We start from the raw sequence: 16,619 nt of genomic DNA on the forward strand, positions 1-16,619 counted from the left end.
TTCTTTAAATTTAATAACGGCCTTTTAAAATGACAACAAGATTTCTAACATTTTTCACACTAATATTACTGACCATAATAATGTCAAGCGCCGTATTAGCTATGCCTAAAATAAGTATTAAGCACCAAAGAAATACAAATGGTTTTGCGCAAGTACAAGTTCAAAATGAAACCACAGAAAATTTACTTTGCCACATAGAAATAGACGGTTATAAACTTCGTTTTCGCTTAAAACCTAGGGCATTTTCTAATTGGCATACAGCAACAGATACTCGATTTAATCACACCCATTTTAGTGTTTGGTGTGATTATTTAAGACTATACCCTCAGCACCAATAGCCCTGAATATTTTGCATAAATATTAACCACCAAGATTTAAACGTCATTTTATTGTAAACTAGCGCCGTTTTTAATTATCTTCACGGACGTTTATTTTGCATACTCTTTCTCAACTTCGCTCTGGCGAGCTTAATGGTGTTAAGCGGCTAACATTATCTGAAAACTTATTTTGCTTTCCTTTAGAGATATTAACACTCGCAAACAGCTTAGAGATTCTCGACTTATCAAATAATAACCTTTCTGAGTTGCCTGATGAATTAACTCAGCTAACTAAGCTGAAAATTATTTTTGCTTCTCAAAATAATTTTGATCATTTGCCTGAAGTGTTAGGAAAATTACCTAATTTAGAGATGATTGGTTTTAAATCAAATAAAATTAAAACCGTTGCCGAAGAGTCGTTACCTAAAAAATTACGCTGGTTAATATTAACCGACAATCAAATTGAATTGTTACCAAACAGTTTGGGAGAACGACCAAGATTGCAAAAACTCGCTTTAGCTGGAAACCAGTTAACTGACTTACCGCAAACCTTAGCCAATGCCCACAATCTAGAGCTAGTGCGAATTTCTGCCAACAAACTGACTGAATGTCCTGAGCAATTATTAAACTTACCTAAGTTGGCTTGGTTTGCTTTTGCCGGTAATCCGTTTAGTGCTATTAAAGAGACTCATAATACTAAGTCAGTTCCAAGTCTTTCCTCAGCAAGTTACACCCTAGAAAATGTATTAGGCCAAGGTGCTTCTGGTGTTATTTCAAAGGCTCACTGGAATACGCCGCAAACACAATTTCCTGATGAAATAGCGGTAAAAGTATTTAAAGGGGAAGTCACTAGCGATGGTTACCCGCAAGATGAGTTACAAGCTTGTTTGCAAGTAGGTATTCATCCCAATTTAGTGCAATCATTAGCCTTGGTTAAGGAAGCAAATACCTTAGCTTTAATAATGAACTTAATTCCATCGCACTATAAAAACCTCGGTTTACCGCCTTGTTTTAACAGTTGTACACGCGATACCTTCCCTGAAAATTTCAGTCTCTCTATTACTTTAATTGATAAAATTGTTAAGCAAATGGAACACGTTTTTACGCATTTGCATCAAAACCAAGTGTGTCATGGTGATTTATATGCTCATAACACTTTATATGATACCGAAACTGGCGATATGATTTTTGGCGATTTTGGCGCAGCGACAAGCTACCAAATGCTAACGCCGGCACAGCAACAAAAAGTACAAGCTATTGAACATCGTGCGCTTAATCATTTTATTGATGATCTATTAAGTGTTTGCGTAGAAGAAGATAAAGAAAATGAATTGTTTATCACGTTAAGGCAACGCATAGCCTCTTAGAAATAGGATTTAATATGAGATTAAAAGGTAAGTTAGTGCAATGGAATACCGATACAGCCTTCGGTTTTATTGCGCCTAATGGTGGCGGTTCGCAAGTATTTATTCATAAAAACGCTTTTGTAAACAGAAAAAGAATACCTCAAATAAATGATGTAATAACTTTTTCTATTACAAAGGATAATCAAGGCAGAAATTGCGCTGCTCAAGCAACATTTTCAGGTGAGAAATTAGTAAAGAAACAGGCTAAAAAAGTAAATCGATTTTCACTGTTGTTATCAGTATTTTTTCTTGTCTTATTAAGCGGTGCTTACTTGTTAGAGCACTTACCTCAAAAGTTACTATTTCTCTATTTAGGTGCTAGTTTTATTACTTTTTTTAGCTATGCCAACGATAAATCAAAAGCACAACGTAATGCATGGCGAACACCAGAAAGTACACTGCATTTTTTAGCGTTAATAGGTGGTTGGCCAGGTGCTGCATTTGCACAACAGTTTCTGCGCCATAAATCGAAGAAAACTGAATTTAGGAATGTTTTTTGGTTAACCGTTGTCGTTAATATTTCAGCATTCGCTTGGTTAATGTCTTCACACGGAGAAGTGATTTTAAACCTATTTATTTAATAACTTACTTAATGGCTTAAGTTATTAAGTAAATAAAACCATCAAGGAAAATAGACTCCCGACAAGACACCTCGGGAGTGACGCTTCACCTTGATATAAACTCAACTCCTAGCACAGTCATTCCCGCGTTCTCTTGGCGGGAATCCATTAGATTGTTTTTTTTAAGCTTATTTAACAAACTAAAACATATCGCTAAACGAAAAATCGCCTATAAAGATAGCCGACTTTCATTAATGATTTCTGAACTTAAATAAAATCACATCTTAAATTCAAAAGAGAAATTAATTCACTTCTATAACAATTTTTCCGCGCGTTCTGCCAGTCTGGCTTTGTAAATGTGCGTCTGCTAGCTTTTCTAACGGAAAACTATTTTCAATAAACGGAATTAATTGTTCTTGTTCAACTAAAGCATTCAGTTCTTCTAAAATACGACGACTTGGCTGAATAAACACAAAAGCACCTTCCACGTCATGTGCTTTTGCAATAGCTTCATCAGGCTGATCAACCACAGAAACCAGCATACCGCCTTTTTTCAATAACGGCCAAGATTGTGCTTGTACTTCACCACCCATAGTATCAACCACTAAATCAACGGGTTCTATCTGTTCAAGCAAAGTGCCTTGACTATAATCCACCGCTTGATCAGCACCTAACTCAACAAGTAGTGCTTGATTTTTAGTTGAAGCTGTTGCAATAACGGTAGCACCTTTAGCTTTCGCTATTTGAATAGCTAAATGACCAACACCACCTGCGCCAGCATGAATTAAAACACGTTGCCCATCTTGAATATTGCCGACATCAACTAAACATTCCCATGCCGTTATACCAGCAAGAGGCAGCGAAGCCGCTTGAGCAAAATCTAATTTTTTTGACTTAAGCGCCACTTCATCAGCTTTCACCGCAATATAATCAGCAAAAGTACCACTACGCGTAATATCAGGGCGGCTAAACACTTCATCGCCAACCTTAAAATCAGTAACATCACTACCAACAACGGTCACAACTCCTGCCACATCCCAGCCTAAGGTAAGTGGTAGTTCATATGGAATAAAGTCTTTTAAATAACCTTGTCTTATCTTCCAATCAACGGGATTAATTGATGAAGCCTTTACTTCAATTAATACATCATCAGCATTAATAGTAGGTTTATCTATTTGATCTACTTGAAGTGCTTCAATTCCACCGTATTGGTGAATTCTAACTGCGCGCATAAGTTGTTCCTTGATGAATTGAAAAAGATATAGTACTTAATAGCACTATACCTTTCTTAGGTGTTCGTCACTGCTTTATCGTTATAACGCTACACCATTAACGATTAACTTCACATCAAGATTACCACGAGTAGCATTTGAATACGGGCAGACTTGGTGCGAAGTTTTAACTAATTGCTCTGCTTCTGCTTGGGGTAAATCTAATTCAACTGATAAGGTTACTGCTAAAGCGAAACCGCCTGTTTCATTTGGACCAATACCCACAGTTGCGGTTGTTGGTGCTGATTTAATAGCTACTTTACCTTCACTCGCTACGTGTAAAATAGCGTTAGAAAAACACGCTGAATAACCCGCTGCAAATAATTGTTCAGGGTTAGTACCTGCACCACTACCACCCATTTCTTTTGGGTAACTTAATGCTAAATCTAATTTATTATCGTCAGTAGTTACTTGTCCATTACGGCCTGCTTGTGCTGTTGCTGATGTAGTATATAAAGTAGTCATATTTGTATATCCTTTTTCTGTAAATGATTTAAGGGAGTAATTTGTGTCGTGAATTATCGCACAATATAAATTGACAACAACTAAATTGTGCACAATTTATTTAAGGTTAATATAATTGATGTTTTTGTAAAACGCAAGTATATTGTGCACAATTTAATTTAAAGAGGATAAATTATGGCTAAGCAACTCAAAGCTAAAGAAAGCGAATCTTCAAACTTAATGTTAGACAAACAAGTATGTTTTTCACTTTACAGCGCCTCAAATGCAATGAGTCGAGCTTATCGCCCTCTATTAAAAGAGTTAGATTTAACTTACCTGCAATATATTGTCATGATGGTGTTGTGGGAGCATTCAACCATGAATGTGAAAGAGCTTGGCATTAAAATCCATTTAGACTCAGGTACTTTAACGCCTTTGTTAAAACGTTTAGAAGCAAAAGAGTTAGTGACAAGAACCCGTAGTCAGGAAGATGAACGCGTAATGATTATTCATATTACTGCTGACGGAGTCGCGTTAAAACAAAAAGCAGAAGCTATACCTAATAGCATGATGTGTAAATCAAAAATGGCATTAGAAGAACTAATAGCCCTTAAACAAGGTTGCGATCGTTTACTCGCCAACTTGAGTGAATAACAAAGCTAATTAACCTGAGCTCGGTCATTATTAGCATTACGGTTAAACACAACTAACACATCTTTTCCGCCAGCAATATCTTGTGTGCTATATTGCCATTGATATTGCTGCACTATGCGTTTAGTTAAACTTAAGCCTAAGCCAAAACCTAAATTATCTTGCCTCAGTGTATTGTCTGTTGTCTCGTCAGCGTTATTTTGATTAATAATAGCTATTTGGTAACCACTTTGTTTTATTACCACAAAGCCCTCACTGGTGTGTTGTAAGGCATTTCGAACAAGGTTTGCAATAATTATTCTACACACACTTTCAGGAAGCTCGCATACGGTATTATCGGTTTCTACACTAACATCAACGGTTTTATCTATCGTTAAGTAATTAAGTTCGCTCACCAGTTGTTTAGTTAACTCGCCTAAATTAAATTTTTGCGCGACAAGTTTTTTATCTTCACTACGATTTAGCCAGAGTAAAGTTTCGGTTAAATCAGTCATGTTCACATTCGCGCGTAATATTCTCGCTAATACCGTTAACTGTTTATCTTTAGGTGCGTCTGCTGCAATTAACTTTTCTAATAATTCAGTATTAGAGCGTGAGGTGGCAATAGGAGTCCGAAGCTCATGACTTGCATAACCTAAGAATTTTTTCTCTCGCGCTAAACTCTCTTGTACTGAAGTTAAACTATTGCGTATTAACGTCGCTAAGGTGTTTAATTCGCTGTAATGAAAATCAGGTGTCGGTTGCAATAACTGTTCATTATTTAAATTTTTAGCCCAATTTTTTAGGCGTGTAACGGGCAAAGTAATTTGTCGCATAACAAAAAATAAAATTAACGCAAATAGCGTGATTACCAGTAAGCCTGTTACAGTAATAACGACAGCATGACTTATATTTGACAAATTTTTAAGGTTTGAGTCTGTTTTTGAAATAACTAACGATACGTAATACTCTTCATGGTCTTTGATGATTTTCATCATGAACGAGCCAGTTTTAGGTCGCTCAATTAACGAGGGTATTTCTAAATGTTTATAAAGCGTATTCAGTGAAAGCTCATCAACCTTGTATTCTTGTTGAAAAATCACTGGTACATTTTCCCAGTCTTTCACTAATGAGTAGGTGATAATACGATCTGTTGGCGCATCAACAGCTTCTGCAGTACCTTGAAAACTCAATTCATTCTCGCCTGTTTGCTGTTGGGCGAAAGCAAACATGCTATTACGCATCGATATTTCCATGCCTGAAATAAAGTAATAATTACTCAATACAGACAACCCCCATATAATAGTGATCCCTGTCATTAGCATGGAGAATAAAACAAAAATTTTAATACTTGGTGCTATTTTCATGCACTTTTACCTTCTCTCATCGCAAAACCAGATCCAGATATAGTATGGATTAATTTATTAGCTGCATTTCCATCAAGGTGTTTTCGCAAATTAAAAATATGTACTTTTAAACTATTACTATCAGGTTGCTCGTCACCCCAAATACGTTGCATTATTTTTTCACGGGATACCGGCTCTGGGCTGGCCCGCATTAATAGCTCTAATATTTTTAATGCCGTTGGCGACAAGTTTAATGCTTCGCCATGACGAAAAGCTTGCTTCTGCTTTAAATCTAACATGACATCAGCAACAGACAGTTGTGATACTTGCCCGCTGCGGCGCTTGGCTAATACTTTTGCTCTAACAATCAGTTCTTCCATAGCAAAAGGTTTTACTAAGTAGTCGTCAGCGCCTTTTGAAAAACCAGTAAGCTTATCGTCGAGTGTATCCCGTGCGGTTAACATTAAAATAGGCGTATCAACACCACTTGCCCGTAATTGAGCACAAACCTCTAAGCCACTTATTTTAGGAAGATTTAAATCTAAAATAATCACATCATAAGCATTAGTGTTTATTAGATTTAATCCTGCAGCACCGTTAGCTGCATGATCACATTGCATACCTTCAAGCTCCAAGTAATCAATAACAGCCGCGGCAAGATCAATATTGTCTTCTACTAAAATAAAACTTAACTTTTCAGACTTCATAACGTTCTCTTTTAAGCGTTCTTTTCAGTTTCAGTTTTGAATAACTTAACAATTAATACAAAAAACAATGGCGCAAAATAAATAACTAATAATGTTGCCGCTATCATACCGCCCATTACCGAAGTACCAATAGCATTTCGTGCATTAGCACCAGCGCCCGTGCTAATAACTAATGGCAACACACCCAAGACAAAAGCTAATGACGTCATAATGATAGGACGTAAGCGCATTTCACAGGCTTTAATACTTGCGTCAATTAGGCTCATGCCTTTTTCCATCAACTCTTTGGCAAATTCTACAATTAAAATAGCATTTTTAGCGGATAACCCTATGGTGGTTAATAAGCCTACTTGAAAGTAAACATCGTTTTCCATGCCTCTAAACATAATAGCTAATACTGCGCCTAATACGCCTAAAGGCACCACTAGAATAATCGCAATAGGAATACTCCAGTTTTCATATAATGCTGCTAAGCATAAGAAAACCATCAATAATGAAATACCATATAAAATGGGTGCTTGTCCTCCAGACTCTAGCTCTTGGTACGACATTCCTGTCCAGCTTACTTGAATATCACTTGAAAGCTCAGCCGCTAGTTTGTCTATTTCAGCCATAGCGTCACCCGTACTGTAACCTTCAGCCGCTTCACCTAATATTTCCACAGCAGAGTTACCGTTATAACGTGACAATTGCGGTGAGCCTTTACCCCAATGGGTGCTACTAAATGCTGATAATGGCACCATTTCATTTTGGCTATTTCTAACAAACCATAAGTTAAGATCTTCAGGAGTCATTCTAAATTCAGCGTCAGACTGAATATAAACCTTTTTAGAGCGGCCTCTATCAATAAAGTCATTAACGTAAGCTGAACCCCATGCTATTGATAGCGTGTTGTTAATGTCTGATATCTCTAACCCTAATACTTTCGCTTTTTCATAATCAATATCAAGAAAAAACTGAGCATTATCTTCTAAACCGTTTGGTCTTACTTTCTGCAAAATCGGGCTTTGAGCCATTTTTGCTAATAACTGATTACGTAGCTCAATAAGTTTGTCATGACCAATATTACCAACGTCTTGCAAGTAAAAATCAAAACCACTGGCTTGACCTAATTCGCGAATAGGTGGCGTGTTAAAGGCAAATATTGATGCTTTTTTATAATTAGCAAAATGTGCAGTAGTGCGTTGAATAATAGCGTCTATATCAGTGCCTTCATTGGTTCGCTCAGACCAGTCTTTTAAGCCAATAAACGCCATGGCTGCATTCTGCCCTCTACCTGCAAAATTAAACCCAGAAACGGTAAAGGTAGTATTCACCGTATCAGCTTCATGTTCTTCAAAATATTGTTGTACGTCTTCCATCACCGAAGCGGTTTGATTTAGCGTTGAGCCATTAGGTAATTGCACCATTACCATCATTTCACCTTGATCTTCATTTGGTAAAAATGAACTAGGTAACGAGGCAAATAAATAACCGCAAATAGCCAGTAATAACACATAGATTAAGCCAAAACGAATAGGTCGAGTTAGCACATGCTTTATTGACGAAGTATAACGAAATAAAGTTGCATCAAAAAAGCGGTTAAAAGCATTAAAAAAATTAGAATTAGACTTTTCAGCACTCGGTTTAAGTATTGTTGAACACAATACCGGCGTAATGGTTAATGCGACAAATACCGACAATACCATGGCTGACACTATGGTTAATGAAAACTGTTGATAAATAACGCCAATAGAGCCGCCCATAAATGCCATAGGAATAAATACCACGACCAGTACCATGGTAATACCTATCAGTGCACCAGTAATTTGTTTCATTGAACGTTTTGTTGCTTCTAACGCTGAAACATTATCTTCGTGCATAATACGCTCAACGTTTTCTACAACAACAATGGCATCATCTACCAGTAAGCCAATCGCTAACACCATACCAAACATAGTTAAGGTATTAATTGAAAAGCCCAATACTGACATAATAGTAAAGGTACCTAGCAATACTACAGGTACCGCAATAGTAGGAATTAACGTTGCGCGTAAGTTTTGTAAAAACAATAACATAACAAGAAAAACCAAGCCGACAGCTTCAAAAAGTGTTTGTACAACTTCAGAAATAGATAAACGAATAAACGCATTACTGTCTGTTGCTTTTTGCAGCTTTAAACCATCAGGAAAACCTTTTTCTAATTGCGCAAGTTTTAAATCAACTGCCTCTTGCGTATCTAATGAATTAGCCCCTGAGGCTAAGGTAATCGCAATACCCGACGTACCATAGCCATTAAACACCGGAATAACGCTTGAATCTTCACTGGCTAATTCAACCCTAGCAACATCTTTTAGGCGAATTTGCGAGCCATCACTATTAACCGAAATTAAAATACTCTTAAATTCATCTACGCTGGTTAATAAGCTTTGTGCGGTAATGGTGGCGTTAATTAATTGCGAGTCAGTTGCAGGCGTGCCGCCTAATTGCCCTACCGTTACTTGGCTATTTTGCTCCGACACAGCACTAGAAATATCAACCGGCGTTAAGTTATAGCTATTTAATTTAGCGGGATCTAGCCATATTCTCATTGCATACGAAGGACCAAAAATAGTGACTTCACCTACGCCATCGACACGGCTAATAATGTCTTTAATACTTGAGTTAGCATAATCTTGAATATCTTCGGTACTCATTGTGCCATCAGGTGAATAGATATTAGTAACCGACATAAAGCCAGATGAACTTTTAGTCACTGATGTCCCTTGGCTTTGTACTGTTGCCGGTAATCTGTTGGTTATTTGCTGAAGGTTATTTTGTACTTGTACTTGTGCAGTGTCTGGGTCTGTTTCGGCACTAAAAGTTAAGGTAACCGAAGCATTTCCTGAAGAGTCACTAAGTGATGACATATATAGTAAGTTATCAAGCCCCGTCATACTTTGCTCTATGACTTGAGTCACACTGTCTTCAATTGTTTTTGCTGAAGCACCAGGGTATGAGGTACTTACTTTAATTGATGGCGGAGCAATAGAGGGATATTGTGCTATCGGTAAATTAAGTACTGAGGCAATACCCGATAACATAATTACAATGGCAATAACCCACGCTAAAACGGGTCTATTTATAAAAAATGTAGACATAAATTACCCCTTATTAAGTTGTGCAATGTCAGTTGTATTGCTATCAACAATAACGTTTTGGTTATTTTTAACTTTTAGTAAGTTATTAATAATAACCTTATCGCCTACCGCTAAACCTTTCTCAACTACCCAGCCGCTATTTACTTCTCTACCTAAAATAACCATTTGTTTACGCGATAACCCTGCTTCATCGACAATAAATACAGAAGGCTCACCTGACTGACTTCTCACTACGGCTGATTGCGGCACAACTAAATAAACTTTTTCAGTGGGTAAAGCTATATGCGCGCGTACAAAAGTACCAGGTAATAAAACATTTTCTGGATTTGGCATTAAAGCGCGTAAAGTTACACTACCTGTAGAGCTGTCTACATGAGAGTCTGCAAATTCTAAATAACCAACTTCGTTGTATTGAGTCCCATCTTCTAAGGTTACGGTCACTGGTACTGTCGGCTTTTCTTTGATTTGTTTTTTAAACTCCTGTCTTAACTTATATAACGAAACAGAAGATTGCTGCATATCAACGTAAACTTGGTCTGATTGAATAATCGTTGTTAGATATGAAGCTTGTCCAGAGGTTAACAAAGTACCTTCATTTATTTGGGAGATACCAATACGACCACTAATGGGTGCTTTAATGTCAGTGTAAGACAGTTGAATTTGCGCATTCTCTAATTCTGCTTGTCTAATAGCTACTTCGGCTTGTGCTTGTAGGTAAGTTGAAAATGACTCATCGTAAAGTTGTTGGCTGGTTAGCTTTTGTTTAAGTAACTCAGCGTAACGATCGGCTATTTTTTTTGTCGATTCTTCATTTGCCAACGCTTTATCTAATTCCGCTTTGTTACTGTTAACCGCAGCTTGATAAGTTGTTGGATCAATTTTATATAAAACTTGTCCACGCTCAACAATGCTTCCCTCTTTAAATTCACGGCTTTGCACAATACCCGAAACTTGCGGGCGTACTTCCGCTTCTTTAAATGCTGAAATTCTTCCTGGTAATTCATTTGTTAGTCGTAAGGTAGTGGCCGACATGGTTAACGTGTCTACGTGAACAGCTTGTGCCATTGGCGGTGCCACTTTTTCAGTAGCGTCACAACCAAGTAATAAGATAGGAAGTAGTAAAAATATAATATTCTTTGCATACTTCTCAAAGTGAGTAGGGGTAAACATAATAACGCCTTAATAAAATCAACAAGTCCAATATGGCTATCAAAATATCAAACTGAGGGTTAAGGCGAGGTTAAGGTGTATAAAATATTTTACTTTGTAGATATTATTTATTTGAGAACATTCATTTGAGAGCAATATTGCCAAATGTTATTTACAAACTTACCGGTAAATCAGTGATCAATTGCTGCGAAAACTTAGCTGCCGCAACAGGTAAAGTGCGCCCTTTTAATTGTGCTAAATACAAAATACCTGCAGGCACATCACGTTCATCAATGGGAATGGCTTTTAAATTCATCACATCGAGATGTTTAGGCAAACCTATTTCAATTTGAAAACTAATATATTCACCAAAACGTGTACTGTGACGTAAAAACTCAAAACTGTCAGACTCAATCATTGGCTCTAACTTTAGCCCTAAGCTATCGGCCTTTTTATTCAAAATACGACGTAAACCATATTGCCCTGTCGGTAAAGCTAACGGATATTGCAAACAATCACTAAATTTAATTTTTGATTTACTCACTAACGGGTGATCTTTCGACACTAAGGCATAAGTTGGTTGCCGTGATATTGATAATATTTGAAAATCCGCCAAAGATTGTGGCTCAAAAACAACGGCTAAATCTGCACTCATATCTCTTAATGACTCTTCCGCTAAACCACGATCTCGCTTTTTAACATTAAAGGTCACCTTAGGATGTAAGTGACGATATTTGGCAATTTGCTCAGGCAAGAAAAAAGGCAATAATGCTTGGCTACAAGCAATATTAATGTGACCTCGTCGCTCTCCGTATAAATCAGAAATTTGACTTTTTACACGCTCTATATCAATTAACTGCTCTCTCACATGATGTAAAAACACTTCACCTGCTGACGATAACCTCACCCCTTTAGGTAAGCGCTCAAATAACTCAACCCCTAACTCCTCTTCTATTGCAATTAATCGTCTATTTAACGCAGTAGAGGTAATCGTTAATGAGTCAGCCGCTTTTCTAATAGAGCCCGCACTCGCAATAGTTTTAAAGAATAAATAATCTTGTAAATGGCGCATATTATGGATAATCCAAGCGTTAAATTGGTCGGTACAGATACATTGACACTAGCGGTGCATTTTTTGCACACCTATCATGTAAAATAAACAGTATACATAAAATGATGTGATTGGTTAAATGAGTAATTAACTAACATAATTCGGGACGACCCGAACAGTCATCAATGAAACATCATTTATCACTGCATTAATCTGGACGACCAGCATTCACTCTATGCTTAATAAAGGAGCAAAAGATGACAGCACTTGTAAAAAACACCCATACCGCGTTTACCGAACTACCAGTAGTTGATATCTCATTATTATTTTCAGATGATCTTGATAAGCGCATTACCGCAAGCAAAAGCTTAGGTAAAGCCGCTCAAGATGCAGGTTTTTTATTTTTAAAGGGACACAATGTTAGCCCTGCCTTGATTGAAAACTTAAAACAGTCAGCAAAAGCTTATTTTATCGAAGAAGATGAAGACACTAAAATGTCTAATTACATCGGCTTATCCAAAAATCACACAGGTTATGTCCCTATTGGCGAAGAAGGTTTTTACAGCACAGAAAAGAAAAAACCTGATTTAAAAGAGGCCTATGACATTGGCCCAGACTCACCGAGCTTATTAAGTCGCTTTGAAAAAGAAGCGAGCACTCAATGGCCGAGTAATGACAACTTCAAAAAAGGCGTGAAACCTTACTACGAAGCAATGCTTGAATTAAGCCGTGTATTATTTAAAGGCTTTGCGCTTGCGTTAGATTTACCTGAAGATACATTCACTAAACACCTCACTCAGCCACCTAGCCAGCTTCGTCTAATTCATTATTTTGACAACCCTGAAGCCAAAGAAACCGATTCAGGTATTGGCGCGCATACTGATTATGAATTTTTTACTATTTTATTACCTACTGCGCCCGGTTTACAGGTACTAAATGGTGCTAGCGAATGGATAAATGTACCGATAGTTGACGGTTGTTTTGTCATTAATATTGGCGACATGATGGAAACGGTAACTAACGGTCGCTACGTAGCAACATCACATAGAGTAAGACAAGTCAAAGAAGAACGTTATTCATTTCCATTTTTCTCAAGTCTTGATTACAACACAATTGTTGAACCTAATACTACCATTATGAATGACGATGAAAAGCCATCTTACGAAGCTATTATTTGTGGCGACCATTTACTGGCTCAAACCATACAAACCTTCAGCTATTTGCAAAAAAAAGCCGCACGCGGCGAGGTGAATTTACCTGACAATGCCCGTTCGCTTTTATCTTTTGGCCAAGCTGCAATTAAAGAAGGTTAATCACATGCATATTCAACAATTACTTGAACAACACCAAATCATCGCAAAAAACACAGTACCAGAGTGGATGATTGGTTGTTTCAAACGCCGAAGTATTTCATTTGCTAGTGGCGAAACCGACTTACAAACCCATGTATTTTGGCTACAAGGAAGAAACTTAACCATAGATTTACGCTTGCCCATTGAAAGTGAAATGGTGACAAAAGCATGGGACAAATGCGACGAACAAGAATTGTATCAACTGGCTAATTATGAAGGTTGGTCGGCTGATAGCACTTGGCAAAACGAGCAACTAAGCTGGTCTGGCGGAACATCATTTCAAGTACATAATCGTTGGCCAGAGCCAGCCATACTCTCTCGTGTTGGCGACTGTATGATAGAAGCCTCGCCTTATGAATCTTACATTGAAGATTGGCGAATTACCTCGCGTAATGCCGGTGCTTTACTTAGCCTAGAACTAATTAATGAAACAAACCTCACTACCGGTGAAATACGTCATCAAGGCGGCGCGCTCATTATTAATAGTGAATGGGCCGGTTTAGTATTAGGTCGAGCAAATGAACTTTCATTATCAGAGCAAAGTAACGCATTAAGAGAGCAAGTTAAAAAATCAGTTAACGACAAAAATTTTCTCACGCAAGTGTTTAATTTTGAAACCTCTATTGCAAAAGGCAATTTAACCACTGGCTTTGATGTACAATTTTCTACGCAACCTGAGCGCGTTGGTAAAACGCTTTTCAGTCTTGAAGGGTTTGAGTTTGATGAGCAAGCCAATGAAATAACCCAATGCTTTTTGGAAGGCGATCAACAAATAAAACGTCGTTTTTCAATTGACACCATAGAAGCAAGTTTTGCTTATTCAGGAAAAACCCAATGGAACAAAAGTGCTAAAAAGTGGTTTGATGCTGAACAAGAAACCATTGGTCGCTATTTGCAGAAACTAACTTAAAAAACGCACCTTATATTTAATACCTTAGGTTATCTTTATTCTCAGCCTTTATCTGAACACTATTCAAATAAAGGCTTTTTTATGAGTATAAGCTTCCACTTAAATATGAGAGAAAACATTATGTTTATATGACTTATCTAACGTCCAGAATGATACGATAACGGACGTTAGCTTTCTTATCGAAGAACTATAGATTCGGCATAGACACCTCATCTTTAGTTAGATTTTGGTGTCCGTTTTATCGAGGGATGATCATTGTCCGTTTGATTGCCTTGTTAGTTGGTTGATAGTTAAACACATTTTACTCACCAACAACACTGAAATTTAATGGAGTAAATAAGAACTAAAAAGCACAGCACAACTTGCCGCCAACCGTGAATTTGAGCCTTAACACTTTTGCCAATTGGATTTACCAAACTAGTTTGGCGAAAACTATTTAGCAAAGAATACTAAACTACTTTTTCACGAAAAAATTAGCCACATAAAAGAACTGAAACAAATGCAGTTTATGCGAGATAACTTTCCTATTTACACAAAATTATTCTTGAACAAGTTGTGCCAACTAACGCCACAATAAGCGGCTAATTGCAGTTGGCTAAAATAGTGAGGCACGAACGGCAGCCAACTGTAATTTGTCCGTTTGATTGCCTTGTTAGTTGGTTGATAGTTAAACACATTTTACTCACCAACAACACTGAAATTTAATGGTGCAAGTAAGAACTAAAAAGCACAACACAACTTGCCACTAACCGTGAATTTGAGCCTTAACACTTTTGCTAATTGAATTTACAAACCGAGTTAGGCGAAAACTGTTTAGCAAAAAATATTTAACGCGTTAGTGACAAAAAAGTTAACCACATAAAAGAACAGAAACAAGTGCAGTTTATGCGAGATAACCGCCCTATTTACACAAAATTATTCTTGAACAAGTTGTGCCAACTAACGCCTCGTTAAGAGGCAAATAATATGTTGGCTAAAATAAGCGACGCAGGAGCAAAAGCCAACTGTTATTTGTCCTGCTTTAACGACTTGTTAGCATTCATTTCCCCGGTGTCTTTGTGTTCTTAACATCTACACTGAACAACAATTGAGAAATATCACATGAACGCAATTCTTTTTCAGACATTCCTACTGATTTTCGGATCTCCATACATAGCCGAGTAAAAGATAAAATCTCTAGTTCAGTTTGTAATGTACCGCCTTCTCGAAGAAATTCTGCTAAATGATGGACTACATTGGAATCACCATAAACACAAATTCTTGATTTGGCATCAGCTAAATTTGAAAGTTCTTTTTCAACGGTAGAACGCTGATCCTGTCGTTGTGCGACAGCAATTTTTGAAGCTGCATTTAAGAAGTCGGCGTAAGCTGAATTTTGTAACTCTGAGAGGTTATTTACTTTTTGATTTTTACGGTTAAAAATTGCTTGGACTACCGCACCAATGATAACTCCTGAAAATCCAATTATAGGAACAAGTATGCTTAACTCTTCTTTCACACCAAACCTTCCATGAATGCTAACGCCTCGCTAACGGGCGCAAAAATTGTTGGCTAAAATTAGCGAAGAATGAGCGCAAGCCAACTGTTTTGCGTCCACTTTGAGCGACTTGTTAGCTTTTCATATGGCATGAATAAGTTATATCAAGTGAACCACTTTCTTTTCCTTTGTACTTTCCTGAAGGATACACTACGTTAGATTTTTTAAGACTAACAGCCCAGTAATCTTTTTTATCATAGTTGTCTGATAAAAGAAGAAATGTTTTATTTTCAAAGGTAAAAGGAGAAACGCGAACTAACATCATAGAAACGGTTGAGCCAGGCCAAACTTTAAATGGCCAGTGGTACATCGATTGAAAATACGGCCTATCTCGAACATAACTCAAACTAAACTTTTGTTCTGGTTTATTTTTGTAATCAATTTCTTTGTTGTGTATAACAAGTTCATCACTGCAAATACCTCGTAACATACTACACCTAAGAGAGGCGGTGATGAGACTTCCATCATTAAAAAAATCTCCCTTCATCCATTTCACTTTAAGAGACGCTTTATGCCCATCGACAGAGTTATATGAGTATCTACCAGAAGTTTGGGTTATTAATGAAATTCCATCTTGTATATTTGATTCTAATGGTGCTTGAGGCTTGTTGGATATCCTATCTTTTAGGTTACTACACAGTCTATCATTGGTACTATTTACGATTTTTACATCTATTTTTTTTAAATCTAGATCTGAAGCGACAACAAGGTTGGGCATAAATATAATTAGACCATAAAGAATGTTTTTCATATTGAATGTGCTACTCAAGTTAAAGATGTAAAGCTAACGCTTTGCTAAGCGGCTAAGTACGGTTGGCTA

The 16,619-nt window shown here is 37.2% G+C and carries 15 protein-coding genes; 6 read left to right on the plus strand and 9 right to left on the minus strand.

The genetic code is table 11. The features are described from left to right. Positions 1 to 80 precede the first annotated feature (80 nt). The 3 genes from KO502_RS02570 to KO502_RS02580 all read left to right on the plus strand — a co-directional run bounded on the left by KO502_RS02570 (position 81) and on the right by KO502_RS02580 (position 2,304). Positions 81 to 338: a hypothetical protein gene (locus tag KO502_RS02570; protein ID WP_216020995.1), complete on the plus strand. Its 258-nt coding sequence runs from the start codon at positions 81 to 83 to the stop codon at positions 336 to 338. A 95-nt stretch (positions 339 to 433) separates the two neighbouring features. Continuing rightward, complete coding sequence (locus KO502_RS02575) at positions 434 to 1,684, plus strand: leucine-rich repeat-containing protein kinase family protein (RefSeq protein ID WP_216020996.1); 1,251 nt, start codon at positions 434 to 436, stop codon at positions 1,682 to 1,684. Between the two features lie 14 nt (positions 1,685 to 1,698). Further along, on the plus strand, positions 1,699 to 2,304 hold the full coding sequence (locus tag KO502_RS02580; protein ID WP_216020997.1) for a cold shock and DUF1294 domain-containing protein: 606 nt from the start codon (positions 1,699 to 1,701) through the stop codon (positions 2,302 to 2,304). 281 nt (positions 2,305 to 2,585) lie between these two features. Here KO502_RS02580 and KO502_RS02585 read toward each other — a convergent pair whose 3' ends face one another. Further along, positions 2,586 to 3,515: an NADP-dependent oxidoreductase gene (locus KO502_RS02585; RefSeq protein WP_216020998.1), complete on the minus strand. Its 930-nt coding sequence runs from the start codon at positions 3,513 to 3,515 to the stop codon at positions 2,586 to 2,588. Positions 3,516 to 3,596: 81 nt separating this feature from the next. Beyond that, positions 3,597 to 4,019, minus strand: coding sequence for an organic hydroperoxide resistance protein (locus tag KO502_RS02590; RefSeq protein WP_216020999.1), 423 nt, complete (start codon positions 4,017 to 4,019; stop codon positions 3,597 to 3,599). 174 nt (positions 4,020 to 4,193) lie between these two features. Here KO502_RS02590 and KO502_RS02595 point away from each other — a divergent pair, with 174 nt between their 5' ends. Beyond that, positions 4,194 to 4,652 (plus strand): MarR family transcriptional regulator, encoded by a 459-nt coding sequence (locus tag KO502_RS02595; protein WP_216021000.1) that lies wholly within the window; start codon positions 4,194 to 4,196, stop codon positions 4,650 to 4,652. Between the two features lie 5 nt (positions 4,653 to 4,657). On the opposite strand, the gene KO502_RS02600 is transcribed toward KO502_RS02595, so the two are convergent. The 5 genes from KO502_RS02600 to KO502_RS02620 all read right to left on the minus strand — a co-directional run bounded on the left by KO502_RS02600 (position 4,658) and on the right by KO502_RS02620 (position 12,021). Next, the gene (locus KO502_RS02600; RefSeq protein WP_216021001.1) at positions 4,658 to 5,995 is read right to left on the minus strand and encodes a HAMP domain-containing sensor histidine kinase; all 1,338 of its coding nucleotides are present in this window, start codon (positions 5,993 to 5,995) and stop codon (positions 4,658 to 4,660) included. Next, the gene (locus KO502_RS02605) at positions 5,992 to 6,681 is read right to left on the minus strand and encodes a response regulator transcription factor (protein ID WP_216021002.1); all 690 of its coding nucleotides are present in this window, start codon (positions 6,679 to 6,681) and stop codon (positions 5,992 to 5,994) included. Before KO502_RS02605 ends, KO502_RS02600 begins: the two co-directional genes overlap by 4 nt. Before the next feature lie 11 nt (positions 6,682 to 6,692). Next, complete coding sequence (locus KO502_RS02610) at positions 6,693 to 9,800, minus strand: efflux RND transporter permease subunit (protein WP_216021003.1); 3,108 nt, start codon at positions 9,798 to 9,800, stop codon at positions 6,693 to 6,695. Between the two features lie 3 nt (positions 9,801 to 9,803). Then, positions 9,804 to 10,970 carry an efflux RND transporter periplasmic adaptor subunit gene (locus KO502_RS02615; protein ID WP_252730459.1) on the minus strand — a complete coding sequence of 389 codons (1,167 nt, stop codon included), beginning with the start codon at positions 10,968 to 10,970 and terminating at the stop codon, positions 9,804 to 9,806. 151 nt (positions 10,971 to 11,121) lie between these two features. Further along, entirely contained in the window at positions 11,122 to 12,021 is a 900-nt protein-coding gene (locus KO502_RS02620) for a LysR family transcriptional regulator (RefSeq protein ID WP_216021004.1), read from the minus strand. A 236-nt stretch (positions 12,022 to 12,257) separates the two neighbouring features. Here KO502_RS02620 and KO502_RS02625 point away from each other — a divergent pair, with 236 nt between their 5' ends. Both KO502_RS02625 and KO502_RS02630 read left to right on the plus strand, forming a co-directional pair. Further along, positions 12,258 to 13,313: a 2OG-Fe(II) oxygenase family protein gene (locus tag KO502_RS02625; RefSeq protein WP_216021005.1), complete on the plus strand. Its 1,056-nt coding sequence runs from the start codon at positions 12,258 to 12,260 to the stop codon at positions 13,311 to 13,313. A 4-nt stretch (positions 13,314 to 13,317) separates the two neighbouring features. Next, positions 13,318 to 14,262 carry a hypothetical protein gene (locus tag KO502_RS02630; RefSeq protein ID WP_216021006.1) on the plus strand — a complete coding sequence of 315 codons (945 nt, stop codon included), beginning with the start codon at positions 13,318 to 13,320 and terminating at the stop codon, positions 14,260 to 14,262. A gap of 1,039 nt (positions 14,263 to 15,301) precedes the next feature. Here KO502_RS02630 and KO502_RS02635 read toward each other — a convergent pair. Next, entirely contained in the window at positions 15,302 to 15,760 is a 459-nt protein-coding gene (locus tag KO502_RS02635; protein WP_216021007.1) for a hypothetical protein, read from the minus strand. Between the two features lie 112 nt (positions 15,761 to 15,872). Then, positions 15,873 to 16,550 (minus strand): hypothetical protein, encoded by a 678-nt coding sequence (locus KO502_RS02640; protein ID WP_216021008.1) that lies wholly within the window; start codon positions 16,548 to 16,550, stop codon positions 15,873 to 15,875. Positions 16,551 to 16,619: the final 69 nt, after the last annotated feature.

It is taken from the genome of Colwellia sp. E2M01, from assembly GCF_018860585.1.
Classification (GTDB): Bacteria; Pseudomonadota; Gammaproteobacteria; order Enterobacterales; family Alteromonadaceae; genus Colwellia.

Coding starts and splice junctions, on each gene's coding strand:
- KO502_RS02570 (WP_216020995.1), top strand. CDS start 81: ATGTCAAGCGCCGTATTAGCTATGCCTAAAATAAGTATTAAGCACCAA.
- KO502_RS02580 (WP_216020997.1), top strand. CDS start 1,699: ATGAGATTAAAAGGTAAGTTAGTGCAATGGAATACCGATACAGCCTTC.
- KO502_RS02585 (WP_216020998.1), bottom strand. CDS start 3,515: ATGCGCGCAGTTAGAATTCACCAATACGGTGGAATTGAAGCACTTCAA.
- KO502_RS02590 (WP_216020999.1), bottom strand. CDS start 4,019: ATGACTACTTTATATACTACATCAGCAACAGCACAAGCAGGCCGTAAT.
- KO502_RS02595 (WP_216021000.1), top strand. CDS start 4,194: ATGGCTAAGCAACTCAAAGCTAAAGAAAGCGAATCTTCAAACTTAATG.
- KO502_RS02600 (WP_216021001.1), bottom strand. CDS start 5,995: ATGAAAATAGCACCAAGTATTAAAATTTTTGTTTTATTCTCCATGCTA.
- KO502_RS02605 (WP_216021002.1), bottom strand. CDS start 6,681: ATGAAGTCTGAAAAGTTAAGTTTTATTTTAGTAGAAGACAATATTGAT.
- KO502_RS02610 (WP_216021003.1), bottom strand. CDS start 9,800: ATGTCTACATTTTTTATAAATAGACCCGTTTTAGCGTGGGTTATTGCC.
- KO502_RS02615 (WP_252730459.1), bottom strand. CDS start 10,970: ATGTTTACCCCTACTCACTTTGAGAAGTATGCAAAGAATATTATATTT.
- KO502_RS02620 (WP_216021004.1), bottom strand. CDS start 12,021: ATGCGCCATTTACAAGATTATTTATTCTTTAAAACTATTGCGAGTGCG.
- KO502_RS02625 (WP_216021005.1), top strand. CDS start 12,258: ATGACAGCACTTGTAAAAAACACCCATACCGCGTTTACCGAACTACCA.
- KO502_RS02630 (WP_216021006.1), top strand. CDS start 13,318: ATGCATATTCAACAATTACTTGAACAACACCAAATCATCGCAAAAAAC.
- KO502_RS02640 (WP_216021008.1), bottom strand. CDS start 16,550: ATGAAAAACATTCTTTATGGTCTAATTATATTTATGCCCAACCTTGTT.